Origin of the sequence: Streptomyces tsukubensis (assembly GCF_003932715.1) — a bacterium.
Classification (GTDB): Bacteria; Actinomycetota; Actinomycetes; order Streptomycetales; family Streptomycetaceae; genus Streptomyces; species Streptomyces tsukubensis.
This window is the reverse complement of record NZ_CP020700.1, coordinates 1,672,583-1,686,489: the sequence shown is the minus strand read 5'-3', so window position 1 is coordinate 1,686,489 and position 13,907 is coordinate 1,672,583. Positions and strand designations below refer to the sequence as shown.

12 protein-coding genes are annotated in these 13,907 nt (G+C 73.0%); 7 read left to right on the top strand and 5 right to left on the bottom strand.

The window, feature by feature from the left end:
• Window positions 1-51 precede the first annotated feature (51 nt).
• Complete coding sequence (locus B7R87_RS06070; RefSeq protein WP_006349961.1) at window positions 52-846, top strand: antibiotic biosynthesis monooxygenase; 795 nt, start codon at window positions 52-54, stop codon at window positions 844-846.
• 54 nt (window positions 847-900) lie between these two features.
• On the opposite strand, the gene B7R87_RS06065 is transcribed toward B7R87_RS06070, so the two are convergent.
• Entirely contained in the window at window positions 901-2,775 is a 1,875-nt protein-coding gene (locus B7R87_RS06065; RefSeq protein WP_006349962.1) for an endonuclease/exonuclease/phosphatase family protein, read from the bottom strand.
• A gap of 383 nt (window positions 2,776-3,158) precedes the next feature.
• On the opposite strand from B7R87_RS06065, the gene B7R87_RS06060 reads away from it, so the two are divergent.
• On the top strand, window positions 3,159-4,598 hold the full coding sequence (locus tag B7R87_RS06060; RefSeq protein WP_130584533.1) for a hypothetical protein: 1,440 nt from the start codon (window positions 3,159-3,161) through the stop codon (window positions 4,596-4,598).
• Between the two features lie 42 nt (window positions 4,599-4,640).
• On the opposite strand, the gene B7R87_RS06055 is transcribed toward B7R87_RS06060, so the two are convergent.
• Window positions 4,641-5,639, bottom strand: a complete 999-nt coding sequence (locus B7R87_RS06055; protein ID WP_130584532.1) for a hypothetical protein — start codon at window positions 5,637-5,639, stop codon at window positions 4,641-4,643.
• Window positions 5,640-5,708: 69 nt separating this feature from the next.
• Window positions 5,709-5,972, bottom strand: a complete 264-nt coding sequence (locus B7R87_RS06050; protein WP_040916647.1) for a helix-turn-helix domain-containing protein — start codon at window positions 5,970-5,972, stop codon at window positions 5,709-5,711.
• A 231-nt stretch (window positions 5,973-6,203) separates the two neighbouring features.
• On the opposite strand from B7R87_RS06050, the gene B7R87_RS06045 reads away from it, so the two are divergent.
• The 3 genes from B7R87_RS06045 to B7R87_RS06035 all read left to right on the top strand — a co-directional run bounded on the left by B7R87_RS06045 (window position 6,204) and on the right by B7R87_RS06035 (window position 7,597).
• A complete protein-coding gene (locus tag B7R87_RS06045) occupies window positions 6,204-6,413 on the top strand; it encodes a hypothetical protein (RefSeq protein WP_006349966.1) in 210 nt (69 codons plus the stop codon).
• Window positions 6,414-6,585: 172 nt separating this feature from the next.
• On the top strand, window positions 6,586-6,768 hold the full coding sequence (locus tag B7R87_RS06040; RefSeq protein ID WP_078902407.1) for a hypothetical protein: 183 nt from the start codon (window positions 6,586-6,588) through the stop codon (window positions 6,766-6,768).
• A 292-nt stretch (window positions 6,769-7,060) separates the two neighbouring features.
• Entirely contained in the window at window positions 7,061-7,597 is a 537-nt protein-coding gene (locus tag B7R87_RS06035) for a hypothetical protein (protein ID WP_006349967.1), read from the top strand.
• Between the two features lie 132 nt (window positions 7,598-7,729).
• On the opposite strand, the gene B7R87_RS06030 is transcribed toward B7R87_RS06035, so the two are convergent.
• The gene (locus B7R87_RS06030) at window positions 7,730-8,458 is read right to left on the bottom strand and encodes a hypothetical protein (protein WP_052704651.1); all 729 of its coding nucleotides are present in this window, start codon (window positions 8,456-8,458) and stop codon (window positions 7,730-7,732) included.
• Window positions 8,459-8,608: 150 nt separating this feature from the next.
• On the opposite strand from B7R87_RS06030, the gene B7R87_RS06025 reads away from it, so the two are divergent.
• Window positions 8,609-11,350 (top strand): LuxR C-terminal-related transcriptional regulator, encoded by a 2,742-nt coding sequence (locus B7R87_RS06025; protein ID WP_157997770.1) that lies wholly within the window; start codon window positions 8,609-8,611, stop codon window positions 11,348-11,350.
• A gap of 160 nt (window positions 11,351-11,510) precedes the next feature.
• Here the strand turns inward: B7R87_RS06025 and B7R87_RS06020 are convergent, their stop codons facing one another.
• Window positions 11,511-12,365, bottom strand: coding sequence for a helix-turn-helix domain-containing protein (locus tag B7R87_RS06020; RefSeq protein WP_006349971.1), 855 nt, complete (start codon window positions 12,363-12,365; stop codon window positions 11,511-11,513).
• A 710-nt stretch (window positions 12,366-13,075) separates the two neighbouring features.
• On the opposite strand from B7R87_RS06020, the gene B7R87_RS06015 reads away from it, so the two are divergent.
• Complete coding sequence (locus B7R87_RS06015; RefSeq protein ID WP_006349972.1) at window positions 13,076-13,903, top strand: phosphotransferase family protein; 828 nt, start codon at window positions 13,076-13,078, stop codon at window positions 13,901-13,903.
• Window positions 13,904-13,907 lie beyond the last annotated feature (4 nt).

Here is a 13,907-nt window from a genome sequence, read left to right as displayed (position 1 = left end):
TGATCCACGGCGGCCCGCCCCGGGCCGCCGTACCGGAAGGGGAGCAGCGCCATGGCCGAGCAGCGCCGTACCACCGCTCGTACCACCACCCGCCCGGCGGCCCCGAAGGCCGTCACCGTGCCCCATGCCCGCCCCGACCCGGGACGGGACGGTGTCGGCGCGGTCAAGATATCCACCTGGGACGTGGGTACGCCGGAGCGGCAGCGTGCCGCGCTCGCCGCCGTCGAGACCGCGTGGACCTCCCGCGCCTGGCCCGCCGTCGGACTGCTGTCGTACACCGTCCACATCGGGGAGGACGGCCGCACCCTGCTCCACTACTCGCAGTGGACCGACGAGGAGGCGTACGAACGGTTCTGCGCGGACTACCGCGACGAGCGCAACGCCGAGATCGACGCCGCCGTCCCCGGTATCGAGCGGGTGGCCCTGTACACGTACGACCTGTACCGCGGCGGCCTCTCCGATCCGGCCGACAGCAGGATTCCGGGGGCCGTCGTGGCCGTCGAGGCCGAGTTCGACGGACCGGACCGGGAGCGGGCGGAGGCCTGGGTGGACGGGGTGCTCGCCGCCCTGGCCTCCGACCCCGGGATCCGGGGCGGCGCGGCCGTCGCGGACCGGCCGCACTCCGGCGGGATCTCCGGCTGGTTCCACCTCACGGCCGACGGCAGCCGGATGCTCAACTACGCCGAGTGGGAGAGCGCCGAGGCCCATGCCGCCGCGCTCGCCGGGCCGGGCGAGGGCATCGGATCGGACACCGAGGAGTGGCGGAAGGTGCATGCGTTCCCCGGGGTCCGCTCCGGGCAGGTGCGGCGCTTTACTCCCGGGGTGAGCTTGCGGCCGGGCGGCTGAAAAGAGGTGCGGCGGGGGCGCGATGGACGTGCCCCCGCCGCCGCTCGGGCAGGGTTACGGCCGGAACCGCAGCAGCTGCGGGTCGTGGTCGCTGTTCTGGTCGTTGAACTCGGCGTTGATGTGGACGCTGTCGTACTCGAAGTCGTCGATCCCGGGGCTGGTCAGGATCTGGTCCAGCACCTGGCTGTTGCCCTGGAAGACGTACGAGTAGCGGTCGCCGCGCGGCAGGGACTTCACCGCCGGGTAGAGCGCCCTGCCGTCCGTGAGCGCCTCTGTGGCCGCCGAGAACTCGAAGTCGTTGATATCGCCGACGACCAGGACATCGGCCTTGCGGTCGACCGCGAGGATGTCCTTGACGAAGGCGTTCACGGTCTGCGCCTGCTGGAGCCTCCGGACCTCGGAGGAACGGTTCGGCGGCTGGCGGTGCGAGGTGAGGGCCTCGTCGCCGCCCTTGGAGCCGAAGTGGTTCGCGATCACGAACACCCGCTTGCCGCGGAAGGTGAACTCGCCCGCCAGCGGCTTGCGGCTGTCCGTCCACGCCTCGTGGCCCGGGGCCACCCGGCCCGGGGAGAGCGTCAGCGCCGCCTTGCCCCGCTCCCGTACCACCCCGGTCGCCGTGGTGGCGTCGCCGCCCGGACGGTCGGTGAAGGACACCCGCTCCGGGTTGAAGAGGAAGACCTGGCGGATATTGCCGCCGGGCTGGCCGCCGTCCTTGTTGTTCTCCGGGTCGATGCTGCGCCAGTCGTACGCCGGGCCGCCCGCCGCGCGGATCGCCGCCGTGAACTTCGCGACCGTCTGGTCGGCGGCGACGACACCGTCGTTCGTCGCGCCGGTGTTGTCCTGGATCTCCTCCAGGGCCAGGATGTCCGGCGACGCCAGATTGCCGACGACGGCCCGGCCGAGGGCGTCGAACTTCTCCTGCGGGTCGGACGGGTCCAGGTTCTCCACGTTGTACGTGGCCACGGAGAGCTCGTTCCGGCGCTGCGGCCGGGTGCTCTCGCGGGTGAGGCCCCGGTCCGTGACGGTGACCGCCGAGCGGGAGACCAGGGTGTAGCCGCCGAACTGGTTGAAGTCCAGCGGCCCCTCCGTCGTCCCGGTGACGACGTCCCCGACGTTCGCCTTCGGGAACGGCTGCTCGGCGAGCGGGGCCAGCGACTGGATCTGGAGGCGGCCGGTGTTCTGCGAGGTGTACGAGCCGTAGCGGGTGCCGCCGCGCGGGGTGGGGTTCTCCTGCGGTTTCACCGTCACCCAGAGTGCGGCGTACGGGTCGGTGGCGCCGACCACCCGGGAGTCACCGATGCGGACGTTGGCGCCCTCCAGGGACTCGTAGTAGTCGAGGGCCCAGCGGTGCGGGTCGAGGGGCAGTGCGTTGATGCTGCCGCCCGCCGCCGGGTCGCCCGCCGGGGCGTACGCCGCCGGGACGGACCACGCGGTGATCGTCACGGCTTCCGGCAGCGGGTTCCCGGAGGAGACCACGGTGACGGCCGGCCGGGAGAGCTGGGTCAGCGACTGATTGCCGGACGAGGTGCCGCCGGGCACGAACTCGCTGACGGTCCCGGAGACCAGGACGGAATCGCCCGGCTTCACCGCGGGCGTCGAACCGGAACCGGTGAAGACGAAGATGCCCTCGCTGGTGGCGGCCCGGCCGTCGCCCTCCGGGTCCTGGAACCAGAAACCGCGCGACGAGCCGTAGGACCGGACCCCGGTGACGATTCCGGGCACCCCGGCGACCTGCTGTCCGACCAGCGGGGAGATCCGGGTGGTGCCCTGGATGTCGTGGATCCGGACCGCCGCGGCGGTCGAGCCCGCTGAGGTCGCCGTGGTGGCGGCGGTCGCGGCGGGAGAGGCGGCCAGCAGGCCCGCGGCGAGAGCGGAGGCGACGACCGCGGCGACGGCGGCCGGTCTCGGGACGAGGGTGGAGGAACGCATCGGGAAACTCCCCGGGTCGGGACGGCGAGGACGGACCGGCGGCGCGGGTACGGTACGGCGCGCCGGACGGAGCGGTCGTGCAGGCGGTGAAACGTTTCGGGCGCAGAGCGGAACACGGCGGCTCTACGCGCGTCAATCTCCGTGCTGCGCCGGTCACTTGTCAAGGGCGTCCGGGTGTACGGAGGGCGGCGGACGGACGAAGGAGTGGTGCGGCGGGCGCAAACCGGAACAGGAGTGGGCAGTTCCGGTGCGGCCGTTTCCGGCCGGGCCCACGGCAGGGCGGTGGCACCGCCGCGCCGCGACCGGCGGAAATGCGTCTACGCTGGGGGTTCGCCGCCGGGGGCCGCGCCCGGACCCCGTATGCCTTCGAGGAGAAGCAGCCGATGTCCCAGGACCGTCCCACCCTGCCGCCCGTACGGTTGCGTTCCGACGCGGAGCTGGCACGGGACGCGCTCGCCTCTCCGCTGCTCTCCCGGGCCGTCCGCCTCGCCCGCTGGGCGGGCCCCGGCACCCGCGTCGGCGCCGGGGGCGAACTGGCCGAGGACCTGCTGCCCGCCGCCGCCGCGGAGATCGGGCTGCCCGCCGACGAGGACGGGCAGGCCTACGCCAGCGAGGCCTGGCGCGCCGCCGTCGACGCCGGTCTGGTGGCGGTCGAGGACCCGGTCGGGCACAGCGCCGAGTACGGCACGGCCACCGAGGGCGAGAACCTGCCGCTGATCACCTCGGGCGCCCCGCAGGACGTCCTCGCCGTCTGGCTGGAGACCCTGGAGGCGGCCCACGCCGACGCCATCGCCCCGCTCCTCGACGATATCTCCGACCTCGTCGGCGAGGACGGCGACATCGACTACGGGGCGCTCGACTGGGACCCCGAGGGCGAGGCCGAGTTCCTCGACGGCGTCCTCGGCAACCTCTATCTCCTCACGCTCTCCGACGGCGGCTCCGGCGACGAGCCGGTACCGCTGCCCGCGCTCGCCGCGTCGATGATCGTCCCCGACGACATGGGGGAGCCCACCGACGACGTACTGGAGCAGGTCTCCACGGCGATGATCCGCCTCGACGACCAGTTCCGGCTGCTGGAGGGCGTCGGCCTGGTCGAGTACCAGCCCGTCGACGAGGCCCTGATGGCCGAGGCCGACGCCGACGCGGCGCTCGACGACGAGGACGTTTCGCGCTACGGGCTGGTCCGGCTCACGCCCCTCGGCCTGTACGGCATCCGGGCCCGGCTGCTGGAGGCCGGGGTCGACGCCCCGGTCGTCGGTGAACTGGCGGGCAAGGGCGCGGACGCCCTCCTCGACGGGCTCGCCCACTACCCGGAGGCCGCCGCCCGGGCCGAGACCGAGCAGTGGCTCGCCCGGCACGAGCCCGCGGAAGCCACCCGGGAGCTGCTCGCCGCCGCCCGCGGCGCCGACGAGGGTGCCCCGCTGCGCCGCCTCCGCTGCCAGCAGGCCCTGACCCTGGTCGGCCCGGCCGGTGAGCCCGAGGTCCGCGCGGTGCTCGCGGACCCGGAGCTGGGCGGACTGGCCCGGGTCTGGCTGGCGGAGCACGGGGCCCTCGATGTGCCCCCGCCCACCGAGGCCCTCGTGGTGTGGCTCTCCGTCGACACCATCGCCGCCCAGCTCGACGCGGGCGGCGAACTGGAGGACATCCAGGCGCTGCTGGCCGAGCTGACGGGCCGCCACGCCGGCTTCATCGACGCGGCCTGGCGGAGCGACCACCCGGCGACGGCGGACGTCCTGGAGGCCATGGGCCGCCTGCACCCGGAGAAGCGGGCGGCGAAGGAGGCCCGCAAGGCGGCGTTCCGGGCGCGGTCGCGCCAGAGCTGACACCTGGCTCCGCGGGGGCAAGGAGAGCTTGCTCCCGCGGTCTCAGGCGCCTGTCGTCAGCAGGTCCGCCAGTCCGTCCCGGCCGGGGCAGTCGTGCGGGAGCGAACGGTACAGCGCCGTCGCGCGGGTCCGGGTGAGCCCCGTCCGGTAGGGCGCGGGCAGGCTGCCGTACGCACGCGTGGCGATCCGGGCGGCCTCTTCCCGGTCTCCGTCGTGCGCCCGGCACATGGCCTCGTCGATCGTGACGAGTGCCCGGGTCATCACGGACGGGGACCGTGTCAGCCGCAGCGCCGCGCGCTGCGCTTCGTACGCCCGCCGGGTTTCCCCCAGATGTGTCAGGGCCTGCGACAGATGGACATGGTGCTTCTGCGCGGGGTAGCCGAACCAGGTGTCCGTCTGCTGCTGGGGAGACAGCCGGGCGGCGGTCCGCTCGGCCTCCGCGACGGCTTTGAGGGCGTGTTCCCGGTCGCCGGTCATCGCATGGGCGCGGGCCGCGACCGCGGCGGCCAGGGCCCCGGCGGCGCTGGGCGCGTCGCCCGCCAGCTGCCGCGCGCGGTCGGCGAGTCCGGCCGCGGCCGCCGGAGCGCCGAAGTTCAGCGGCACCATGGCTTCGCGGGCGAGCACCCAGGCGTGCAGATCGCGGTCGCCGGAGCGTTCCGCCGCGCGGGCGGCGGTGGCGCTCCAGTGGTGGGACTCCCGGTGCTGCCCGAGGTCGTGGAGGACGACGGCGACCATCCCGGCCATCCGGCCGGTGACATGGGCGAGGATCGTCCGGTCCCGGTCGGTTCCCGGCCGGATCAGCAGGGGCCGCAGTTCCCCGAACTCCGCGAGGAGGTCGGTGAGGACGTCGGCCGGGGCCTGCCCGTGGTAGCCGTGGCCGTAGCGTTCGGCGGTCGATTCCCAGTGGTCGAGGCCGACGGCGCGGTCATGGGCGGTGAGCGCCGCGTCGATTTCGGTACGGGTGGTCGTGAGTGCGGCGGCGAGCCCGGGACCTGCCAGTCCGGCCACGAGCGCGCCGCGCAGGATGGAGCGGCGCTTCATCGGATCGTCTTCCTCCTCGGGGGGAGTTGCGGACGGCGCCCCGGTCTCCCAGGGGCGTGGTGCCAAGCCTCAGCAGATGCCGGGGATCCCGAGCCCGTCGCAGACGCGTTCCAGCACCGGCAGCGATGTGACAGTCCCATCCCCTTTGGCCATACGGCTGACACGCTCGGGGCGGATGTCGCAGGCCTCGCCGAGCCGGTTGTAGCTCAGCCCGCCCTCGTCGTGAGCGAGAGCGAACACGGCGCCGACGTCCCGGTGTTCCAGTGCATCCCGGATCCGTGCATCGTCCCGCAGCGCGGCAGACAGTACTGCCGGTGACAGCGGTGGTTCCATTGTGGCCCCCTTGCCGAGCTGCGGTACCCCCACGGCGGGTACCCCCATGATGGGCCCCTCCGGGTGTGCTTACCGCTGATTCCTCCGCGTCCTTCAATGGCCCCAACGAGCCGGACGGCAGGAAGGAATGCCCGTGGACGACCGGGTGAGCGTGGTTGTGGTGAGCAGAAGGAGTGCGCCGGTCGACGATCCGCCGGGGTGCGGCGGTCTCAAGAGGCAGGGGCCGCGACGATGAACGCCGTTGACGTCGGGGCGGCGGTGGTCTGGTGGACCGCTGTGCTCGCCGGGCTCGGAATCGTGACGGTCATCGCCCATGACGACCTCAGCGAGGACCGGGACGAGTGGCCGGACCGGGTGTCAGGCCTTTCCGCGCCGGAGCGTCAGTACGCGGACCCCGACCCCGGCCCCGCCCCCGACCATGGACCGGCCCCGCGCGGCTGAGCCGGACGACCGGACAAGGAGGAGCGAATGCGCCGTAGCGATGCGGGTTACTCGACGGGGAGCCCGTCGCCGTACACCACACTCGACCCGCCCGAGCCGGAGTGGCCGCCGTGCGTCTGCGGCGGCCCGGTCTGCCCCGACCGGCCGCCTGCCCCGGGCGAGGAGAACGACGATGACCGATAGGCCCGGCCCGATGCCGGAGTACTGCATCTACTGCGAACGGCCCGTGGACCGTACGGAGGAGAACCTGGTGATGGTCGGCTTCTCCGACTCCGGCGCGCGCCCCTCCCTCTACGCCCACCCCGAATGCCCGGCTCCGCGATGGCGGACGAAGACCACCCCGCGCCGCCGCTGACACCTCCGGCGACCGTGGGGCTTCACCGGCCCCGGTCCGTGTCCCCCTCACGGGCCGGGGCCGCATCTTCGGGGACGGTGAGGACGACCGTACGGCCGTCGGGGCCGGTGAGCCGGACGGGCGTTGTGCGGGGCGCCCTGATACCGCCGTCCGTTCCTTTCCCGGCAGGCTCGAACGGGTGGGGCTTCACACGGTCGGGGGAGGTTCATCGGATTTTTCGGATCCCGTACGCGGCGAAGGCCTACCGTACGGGCACGTCCGCCGGCCGCCGCGGCGTATCGAGGAGGAATCCATGACGTCGTCCTGTGACCCCGCACTCGCTCCCGCCGGTGATGTGAGCGCCGCGCTCATGATGATCGACTCTCGGCTCAAACAGGTCCATGACGGCAGTACCGAACCCGACCCCGTGCAGCGCGAACTGCTGGAGCAGTTCACCGCTTCCCTGGGCGCCGACGGTATCGAAGACCTGCTGGACGGCGTGTGCACGCTCATCTACATGTTCATGCAGTGGCTGCGGACGGCCCACGAGGACCACGGCAAGGACGTCGTCGAGTACGTGGTCCCCAATTTGGTCGCCACGATGCGCATGATGCCGAGGAGTGTCCCCGCCGAGGCGATCCCCACCATGGCGGCCCTGGTCATTGCCGCGGGCACCGGCTTGAGCCCCAATCTCTGGCGTCTGCAGTTCGGGTACTGGACCGAGGAGGAGATGACTCCGCTGGAAGCCACGGCGTTCCTGCTCGCGGAGCACATCAACCGCATGGCCGACGATCCTTCCTTCGCGACTTCCCTGATCAGCGATGCCCTGTCCCATGCGGAAGGCGAGTGACGGGCCGCATCGGCATCCGGTGGAACCGCAGCGTCGGTCCCCAAGGCCCGGTCGGGGCCTTGAGGACCGACGTCATACCCCCCGAGTCCCCGCCCGGCAGCACCGGCTGCCGGGAGGGGAAGAACGATTCGGTCAGCCGCAGCGGCGGAACGCGTCCGTGGTCCCGGCGGTGGTGACCAGACCCGAGGCCTGGTCGAGGACCACGATCGTCGCCAGCCTGGTCTCTCCCGCCCAGCAACCTATGTTCGCCACGTACTGCCACGCCGGCAGCGTCCCGGACGGAGTGGCCGTCAGCGTTCCGAGCGGGAACAGCCCGGCAGAGATACGGGCCGCGAAGAACTTCACCGCCCCATAAGGGCTGACCCCGCTGCCCGCGGCGTACAGGTGACCGCCCGCCGAGTGCCCCGCGGTGATCGCGGTGATCCCGCCCTGGGGCGTCGCTCCGGCATCGGCCAGCCGATAGGGGGCGTTGGCATTGTCGGAGCGCGCCTGGTCACGGCTGGGCGGCGGGACACAGACCCGGTCCGACGGGCGGGCCTCCCGCCAGACGAAGCCCTGTTTGCAGGTGTCCGGCCCGTAAGGACCGCCGTTCGGCTCCCGGCGCGACGGCCCCAGCGCGTTCTCCGACCAGCTCTGGCTGCGGATCGCCGGGGGCACACAGACCTGGTCGCCCGCGAACGCCTCCCGCCACACAAAACCGTTGGCACAGGTGTACGGCCCGTAGGGCAGGTCGGCCGCCGCCGCGGGCGGTCCCACGGCCAGTGCCCCGGCCACTACGGTGACGGCCGTGATCAGCCGGGCCGATACGGATCGGAGCCTGACGGGGCCGGTGGCCCGGCCCCTTCCAACTCTGCTGCGCACAGCGCCTCCTCGGTCTCCGCCGACGGGCCGGTGGTGGTTCCCGGCACCGAGGAGAAGGTATCCCTGACGCAATGTCATGTCGTGAGTAATCTGGTACTCAGACCCACGACGGGGTACCACCGGGCGCCACCGTTCAGGGAGGGGGCCGCCGTGCGGCACCGAACAGCAGACTCCGTCCCACCGGGCGGCAGCCGGCGGCCCCTCACCGGAAGCCTCACCTCCGCTCACTCCTGGCCCTTCACCGGCCGGGAGGACGCCCTCGGCGAGCTGGTACCGCTGCTGACCGGCCCGGATCCGTACGTCCTGCTGCTGACCGGGCCCGCCGGAGTCGGCAAGACACGACTCGTCCGGGAACTGCTCGCCGGGCCCGCCCGCCCCGTGGCACGCGTGCTGACGGCCCCGGCCACCGAGAGCACCCGGCGGATCCCCTTCGGCGCCCTGGCACATCTGCTGCCCGAGCCCCTCCCGGCAGCCGGCGGACGGTCCAACCTGCTCCGTGCCCTCGCGGACGGACTCCTCGCGGCCGAGGGCGACACGGACCCGAACGGCACGGCTCCGAAACCGGCCCCGGTGCTCCAGATCGACGACACCCACCTGCTCGACGACGGATCCGCCGCGCTCCTGCTCCATCTCGCCGTGCGCCGGAACCTCCGTATCGTGCTCACCGCCCGCTCGGGCGTCCCCCTGCCGGACGCCGTCGACGCGATGGTCCGCGGCGGCTACGCCCGGCGGCTGGAACTGCCGCCGCTCACCGCCGACTCCGTCGGTCTGCTGCTGGAACGGGCGCTCGGCGGGCCGGTGGAGGGCTCCACCGCTGATCTGCTGCGGCGGTACAGCGGCGGCAATGTGCTCTGGCTTCAGCAGCTCGTGGAGGCGGGCACCGCCGCGGGCACGCTGACGGACACCGCCGGGGTCTGGCAGCGCAAGGGCCCGCTCGACCCCGGCACCGAGCTGTCCGGTCTCGTGGAGCGGCGGATCGGCCGCCTCAGCCCCGCCGTCCGGCGGGCCGCCGAGCTGCTGGCGCTCGGTGAACCCCTGGGCTCCGCCGAGCTGGAACACCTCGTCGGCCCCGCCGTCCTGGACGAACTCGACCACCACGGTCTCGCCACCGGAGAGAGCGACGGCCGCCGCGCCCGGGTCCGGCTGGCCCATCCGCTCTACGGCGAAGTACTGCGGCAGCGGATGCCCGCCCACCGGCGGCGCCGGCACTGCCGCGAGCTCGCCGACGCGGTCCGGCGCACCGGAATGCGGCGCCGGGCGGATCCGGCCCGGGTCGGCGGCTGGCGACTGGCGGCAGGCGACCACTCCGACCCGGCACTGCTGCTCTCCGCGGCCGACCACGCCGTGCTGACCATGGACTTCACTCTCGCCGTCGAGCTGGCCCGGGCCGCGTGCGCGGCGGGCGGGGGCACCCCGGCCCGCCGGGTGCTCGCCATCGCCCTCGGCCACGGTGGCCAGGGCGTGCAGGCGGAGGAGGTGCACAGCGGGCTGCCGCAGAGCGTGCTTCCCGAGCGGGAGCAACTGCGTTCGCTCCAGTTACGGGCAGCCAATATGTATCTGACCCTCGACCGGCCCGCCGACGCCGTGGACCTGCTGCGCCGGGGCGAGGAAGAACTCCGGGACGAGGAGGCCCGGGCCGAGCTGGCCGCGCTGCAGGCCCTGCTGCTCGCCGTACAGGCCGACTGGCCCGGGTACACCGCTGCCGTCGAACGGGCCCGCCGCCGCCACCGGCCAGGGCCGGGCATCCGGATCCGGCTCCAGTACGCGGAATGGGTGCACGCGTTCTGCCACGGCCGGACGGAGTCCGCGCTTGCACTGCTCGAATCGGCGCTCCCGATGCTGCCGGGCGAGGACGATATCCCGATGCTGGCCGCGGGACTGATGAGCTGGCTGGCCACCGTACAGGCCTATGCGGGACGACTGGACGAAGCGGACGCCACGGCGGCTGCCGAGTACCGGCGGGCCCGGGAGTCCGGCTGGGTGGCCGGTCAGGGCGTCTGGCAGTTCTACCTCGGCAGGGTCGCCGCCCGGCGCGGCGCCCTGCGCACCGCCCGCAAGCACATGCGGGCCGCCTGCGCCGTACTGCGGGACGACAGCACCTGGGGACAGGAGGGGCTGCTGCTCGGCGAATGGGCCGTGGTCGAGGCACAACTCGGTGATACCGCCGCGGCCGAGTCGCTGCTCGACCGGGCGCATCTGGCCCGGATGGAGTCGTACCGCTGCTTCCAGATCCCGGCACTGCGCATGGCCCAGCCGTGGATCCTGGCGGCCCGGGGCCGCCGGCCCGAGGCCGTCCGGCAGGCACTGCTCGCCGCGGAGGGCGCGCGGGAACAGGCGATTCCCCTCTGGGAGGCGGAACTGCTGCATCTGCCGGTCCGGCTGGGGCAGCCCGCGGGGGTCGCCACCCGCCTCGCCGCCCTCGCCGCCGAGGGCGACGCCCCGCATCTGGCCCTGTACGCCGAGCACGCCGCCGCGCTGGGAGCGCGGGACGCGGCCGCCCTGGAGCGGGCCGTCGCCGGATTCGACGCCGCCGGAATGCGGCTGCACGCGGCCGAGGCCGCGGCGCAGGCGGCCGGGCTGTGGTCCCGCCGGGGAGAGGACACCCGAGCCCAGCGGGCCGCGGACCGCTGCCACCGTCTCACCGCGGCCTGCGAAGGGACGATGACACCGGCGGTCCTCGCCTGCTGGACCCCGGGACTGACGGACCGGGAGCGCGACGTGGCCCGTCTCGCCGCCGCCGGGCACACCAGCAGGGAGATCGCGGCCGCACTCGGCGTCTCGGTCAGGACGGTCGACAACCATCTCCACCGGGTCTACCGCAAGACGGGGGCGACGGGCCGCACAGAGCTGTCGACGATGCTGACGACCACGCCGACCGAAGGATCGGTGTGATCTCCAGGAGGCGCAGGTGCTCTCACCGGTGACGTTGCCGCATCTCAGAGGGCTTCGGATCGGGTGGTGCTCCGGCTCTCCACGGAGGTGGAGGTCAGCCGCCCCTGCAACCGCTGCTGCAGACCGCCACCAGGTCTCCACCGCGATCACGGCCGGGGGCTTACGCAAGGGCGTCGATGGCCCTGACGATCAGCGCCCGCGCATGCGCCCCGTGGACCGCGAGCCTTGCCAGCCTCGCGAACGCCCGGTGGTACACCTCCAGCTCGCCCGGCGCGGTGACGGTGACTTTCGCCGCCAGCAGTTCGACATGAACGCGGTCGTCATCGAAGGCGGTGAACTGCTCGACCGGCCACATCACCTGCTCCCGGGCGGCTGCGGAGGGGACGATCCCGATGGACATGGAGGGGAGTGCCATGGAGGCGAGGAGGTGGCCGAGCTGGCCGGCCATGACCTCGGTGTCGCCTACCCGGTGGTGCAGGACGTTCTCTTCGATCAGGGTGGCAAACCGGTGGTTCCCGTGGAGGACGGCCTGAGACCGCCGTATCCGTGCCTTCACGGCGTCGTCGACGTCGTCCGGGGTTCCGCGGAACCGGGCGATGGTGCCCATGAGGGCGCGGGCGTAGCCGGGGGTCTGGAGGTATCCGGGGATGACGCCCGAGGCGTAGACACGGAAGGAGCGGGTGCGTTCGTAGAGCGGCCGTGATGCCTCTTGGAGACGCCGCATCCCGGTGCGCTGGAGGCGGCGCCACTCGACGTACATGGAGTCCGCCTGGCGCCGGGCGGCGATCAGGTCGGCTGTGAGGTCCTCGGCGCCGCACGCTCGGCACCAGGCCCGGATGTCATCGTCCGACGGGCTCGTGCGGCCTGCCGCGATCCGTGAGGACTTCGCGGCGGACCAGCCGCAGGCCGCTGCGAGCTGTTTGCCGGTGATCCCGGCGTCCAGCCGGAGGGCCCGCAGCCGCTCCGCGAGGGCGGCTCGGGCTTCCTGCACGCTGGTCGTCGGGGAGCCGGGCACGGGTCAGACGATCTCGTACTCGGCATGCGGGATCGCGCGCGCCCAGACGTTCTCGAACGCTTCGACGTGCGCCTTCACCAGGTCCGGCTCCATGCGGAGTCCTTGTCTCAGAGGGTGGGGCATCCGTCGTCGTCCGTCTCGGGGGCGATCCCGACGAACCGTAGGTCCATGTCGCCTCCGTTGCTCCGAAGTTGCACCGGTTCGCAGGCTTGGTACGGCCATTCTGGTGCGGCTGTCAAGTGAGTCGACGGGGTGTGACCTCGATGGAGGTCCGTCCCTGCAATCGCGTGCAACTTTGTGGCGGCAGGTATGCGCAACTCCCTACCGTCGTCTTCCTGCTCGTGCTGCGAAGTTCAGCAGAGAAACGCTCGTAGCCTCGCCGGGCCCGAGGGGTGGCCGACTGGATGGAGTCGACGCATGCAGCGTACTGATCGCGCTCCCGCTGAGGCCGGTCTTCCGGCAGCGGCTCCCGAACGGGCATGGCCGCCGTGCCGTTGCGGAGCCGCGAAGTGCCCGGACCTTCACCACAGCGCCCGGAGCACGAGTGCCCCGGGCACCCCCGGCACGGCCGACTGCCCACACCAGTGGGTCGGCTGGAGCGGCCAGATGCGGTGCCGACTGTGCGGTGCCACGCAGCAGCAGTAGCACCCGACCGGCACCACCGGGCCGCCTCATCACGGTGAGCGGCCCGCCCCGAGAAAGGGACCTTCATGATCGACCGCGTCGGCTGGGACGCCCTTCCCGCCGTCCTACGGGACGAGGTCACCGCGCGGACCGGCGCCCTGCTGAGCGACGAGACCGTTCCCCACGGGCTCAACTGCCGGCTCGCGGCAACCGTCCGGACACAGCGGTACGGCGGCCTCTTCCTCAAGGGTGTGCCGGACGGGGACACGGACGAGGCCGCCGCACTCCACCTCGAAGCCCTGCTCGGCGCGGCCGTCGAGGGAGTCGGGCCTGCTCTGCGGTACGACGTGAGGGCAGCCGGATGGCGGGTCCTCGTCTTCGACCGGGTCGACGGGCGGCACGCCGACCTCGGGCCCGGGTCGAAGGATCTGGACGCGGTACGCGAGGTGCTCGGGCGCATGGGGCGGCTGCGGGTGCCGGACGGGGTCCGGGTGCCCACGCTCGCCGAGCGGTTCGCCGGTCACCTCCGGCCCGGGGACTCCGAGCTGCTCGCCGGGGACACCCTGCTGCACACCGACACCCACCCGCACAATCTCCTCGTGGAGCATGCGACCGGGCGGGCGTACGCCGTCGACTGGGCCAGGCCCGCCACCGGCCCCGCCTGGGTCGACGCCGCGTACACCGCCGTACGGCTCATGGAATGCGATCAGCCCCCGGACGCCGCCCTCGCCTGGCTGGCGACCGTACCCGCGTGGCAGGAGGCCGCCCCGGACGCGGTCCGCGCCTTTGTCGATGCCGTCTGCCGGCACTGGACCGCCGTGGCCGGGGAGCGGAACGCCGAGTGGAGCAACGGCTGCTACCGACAGCTCGTGGCGTCCGTGCCCACCCTCCCGGGGAGGGCGGGCACGGCCTGACCTG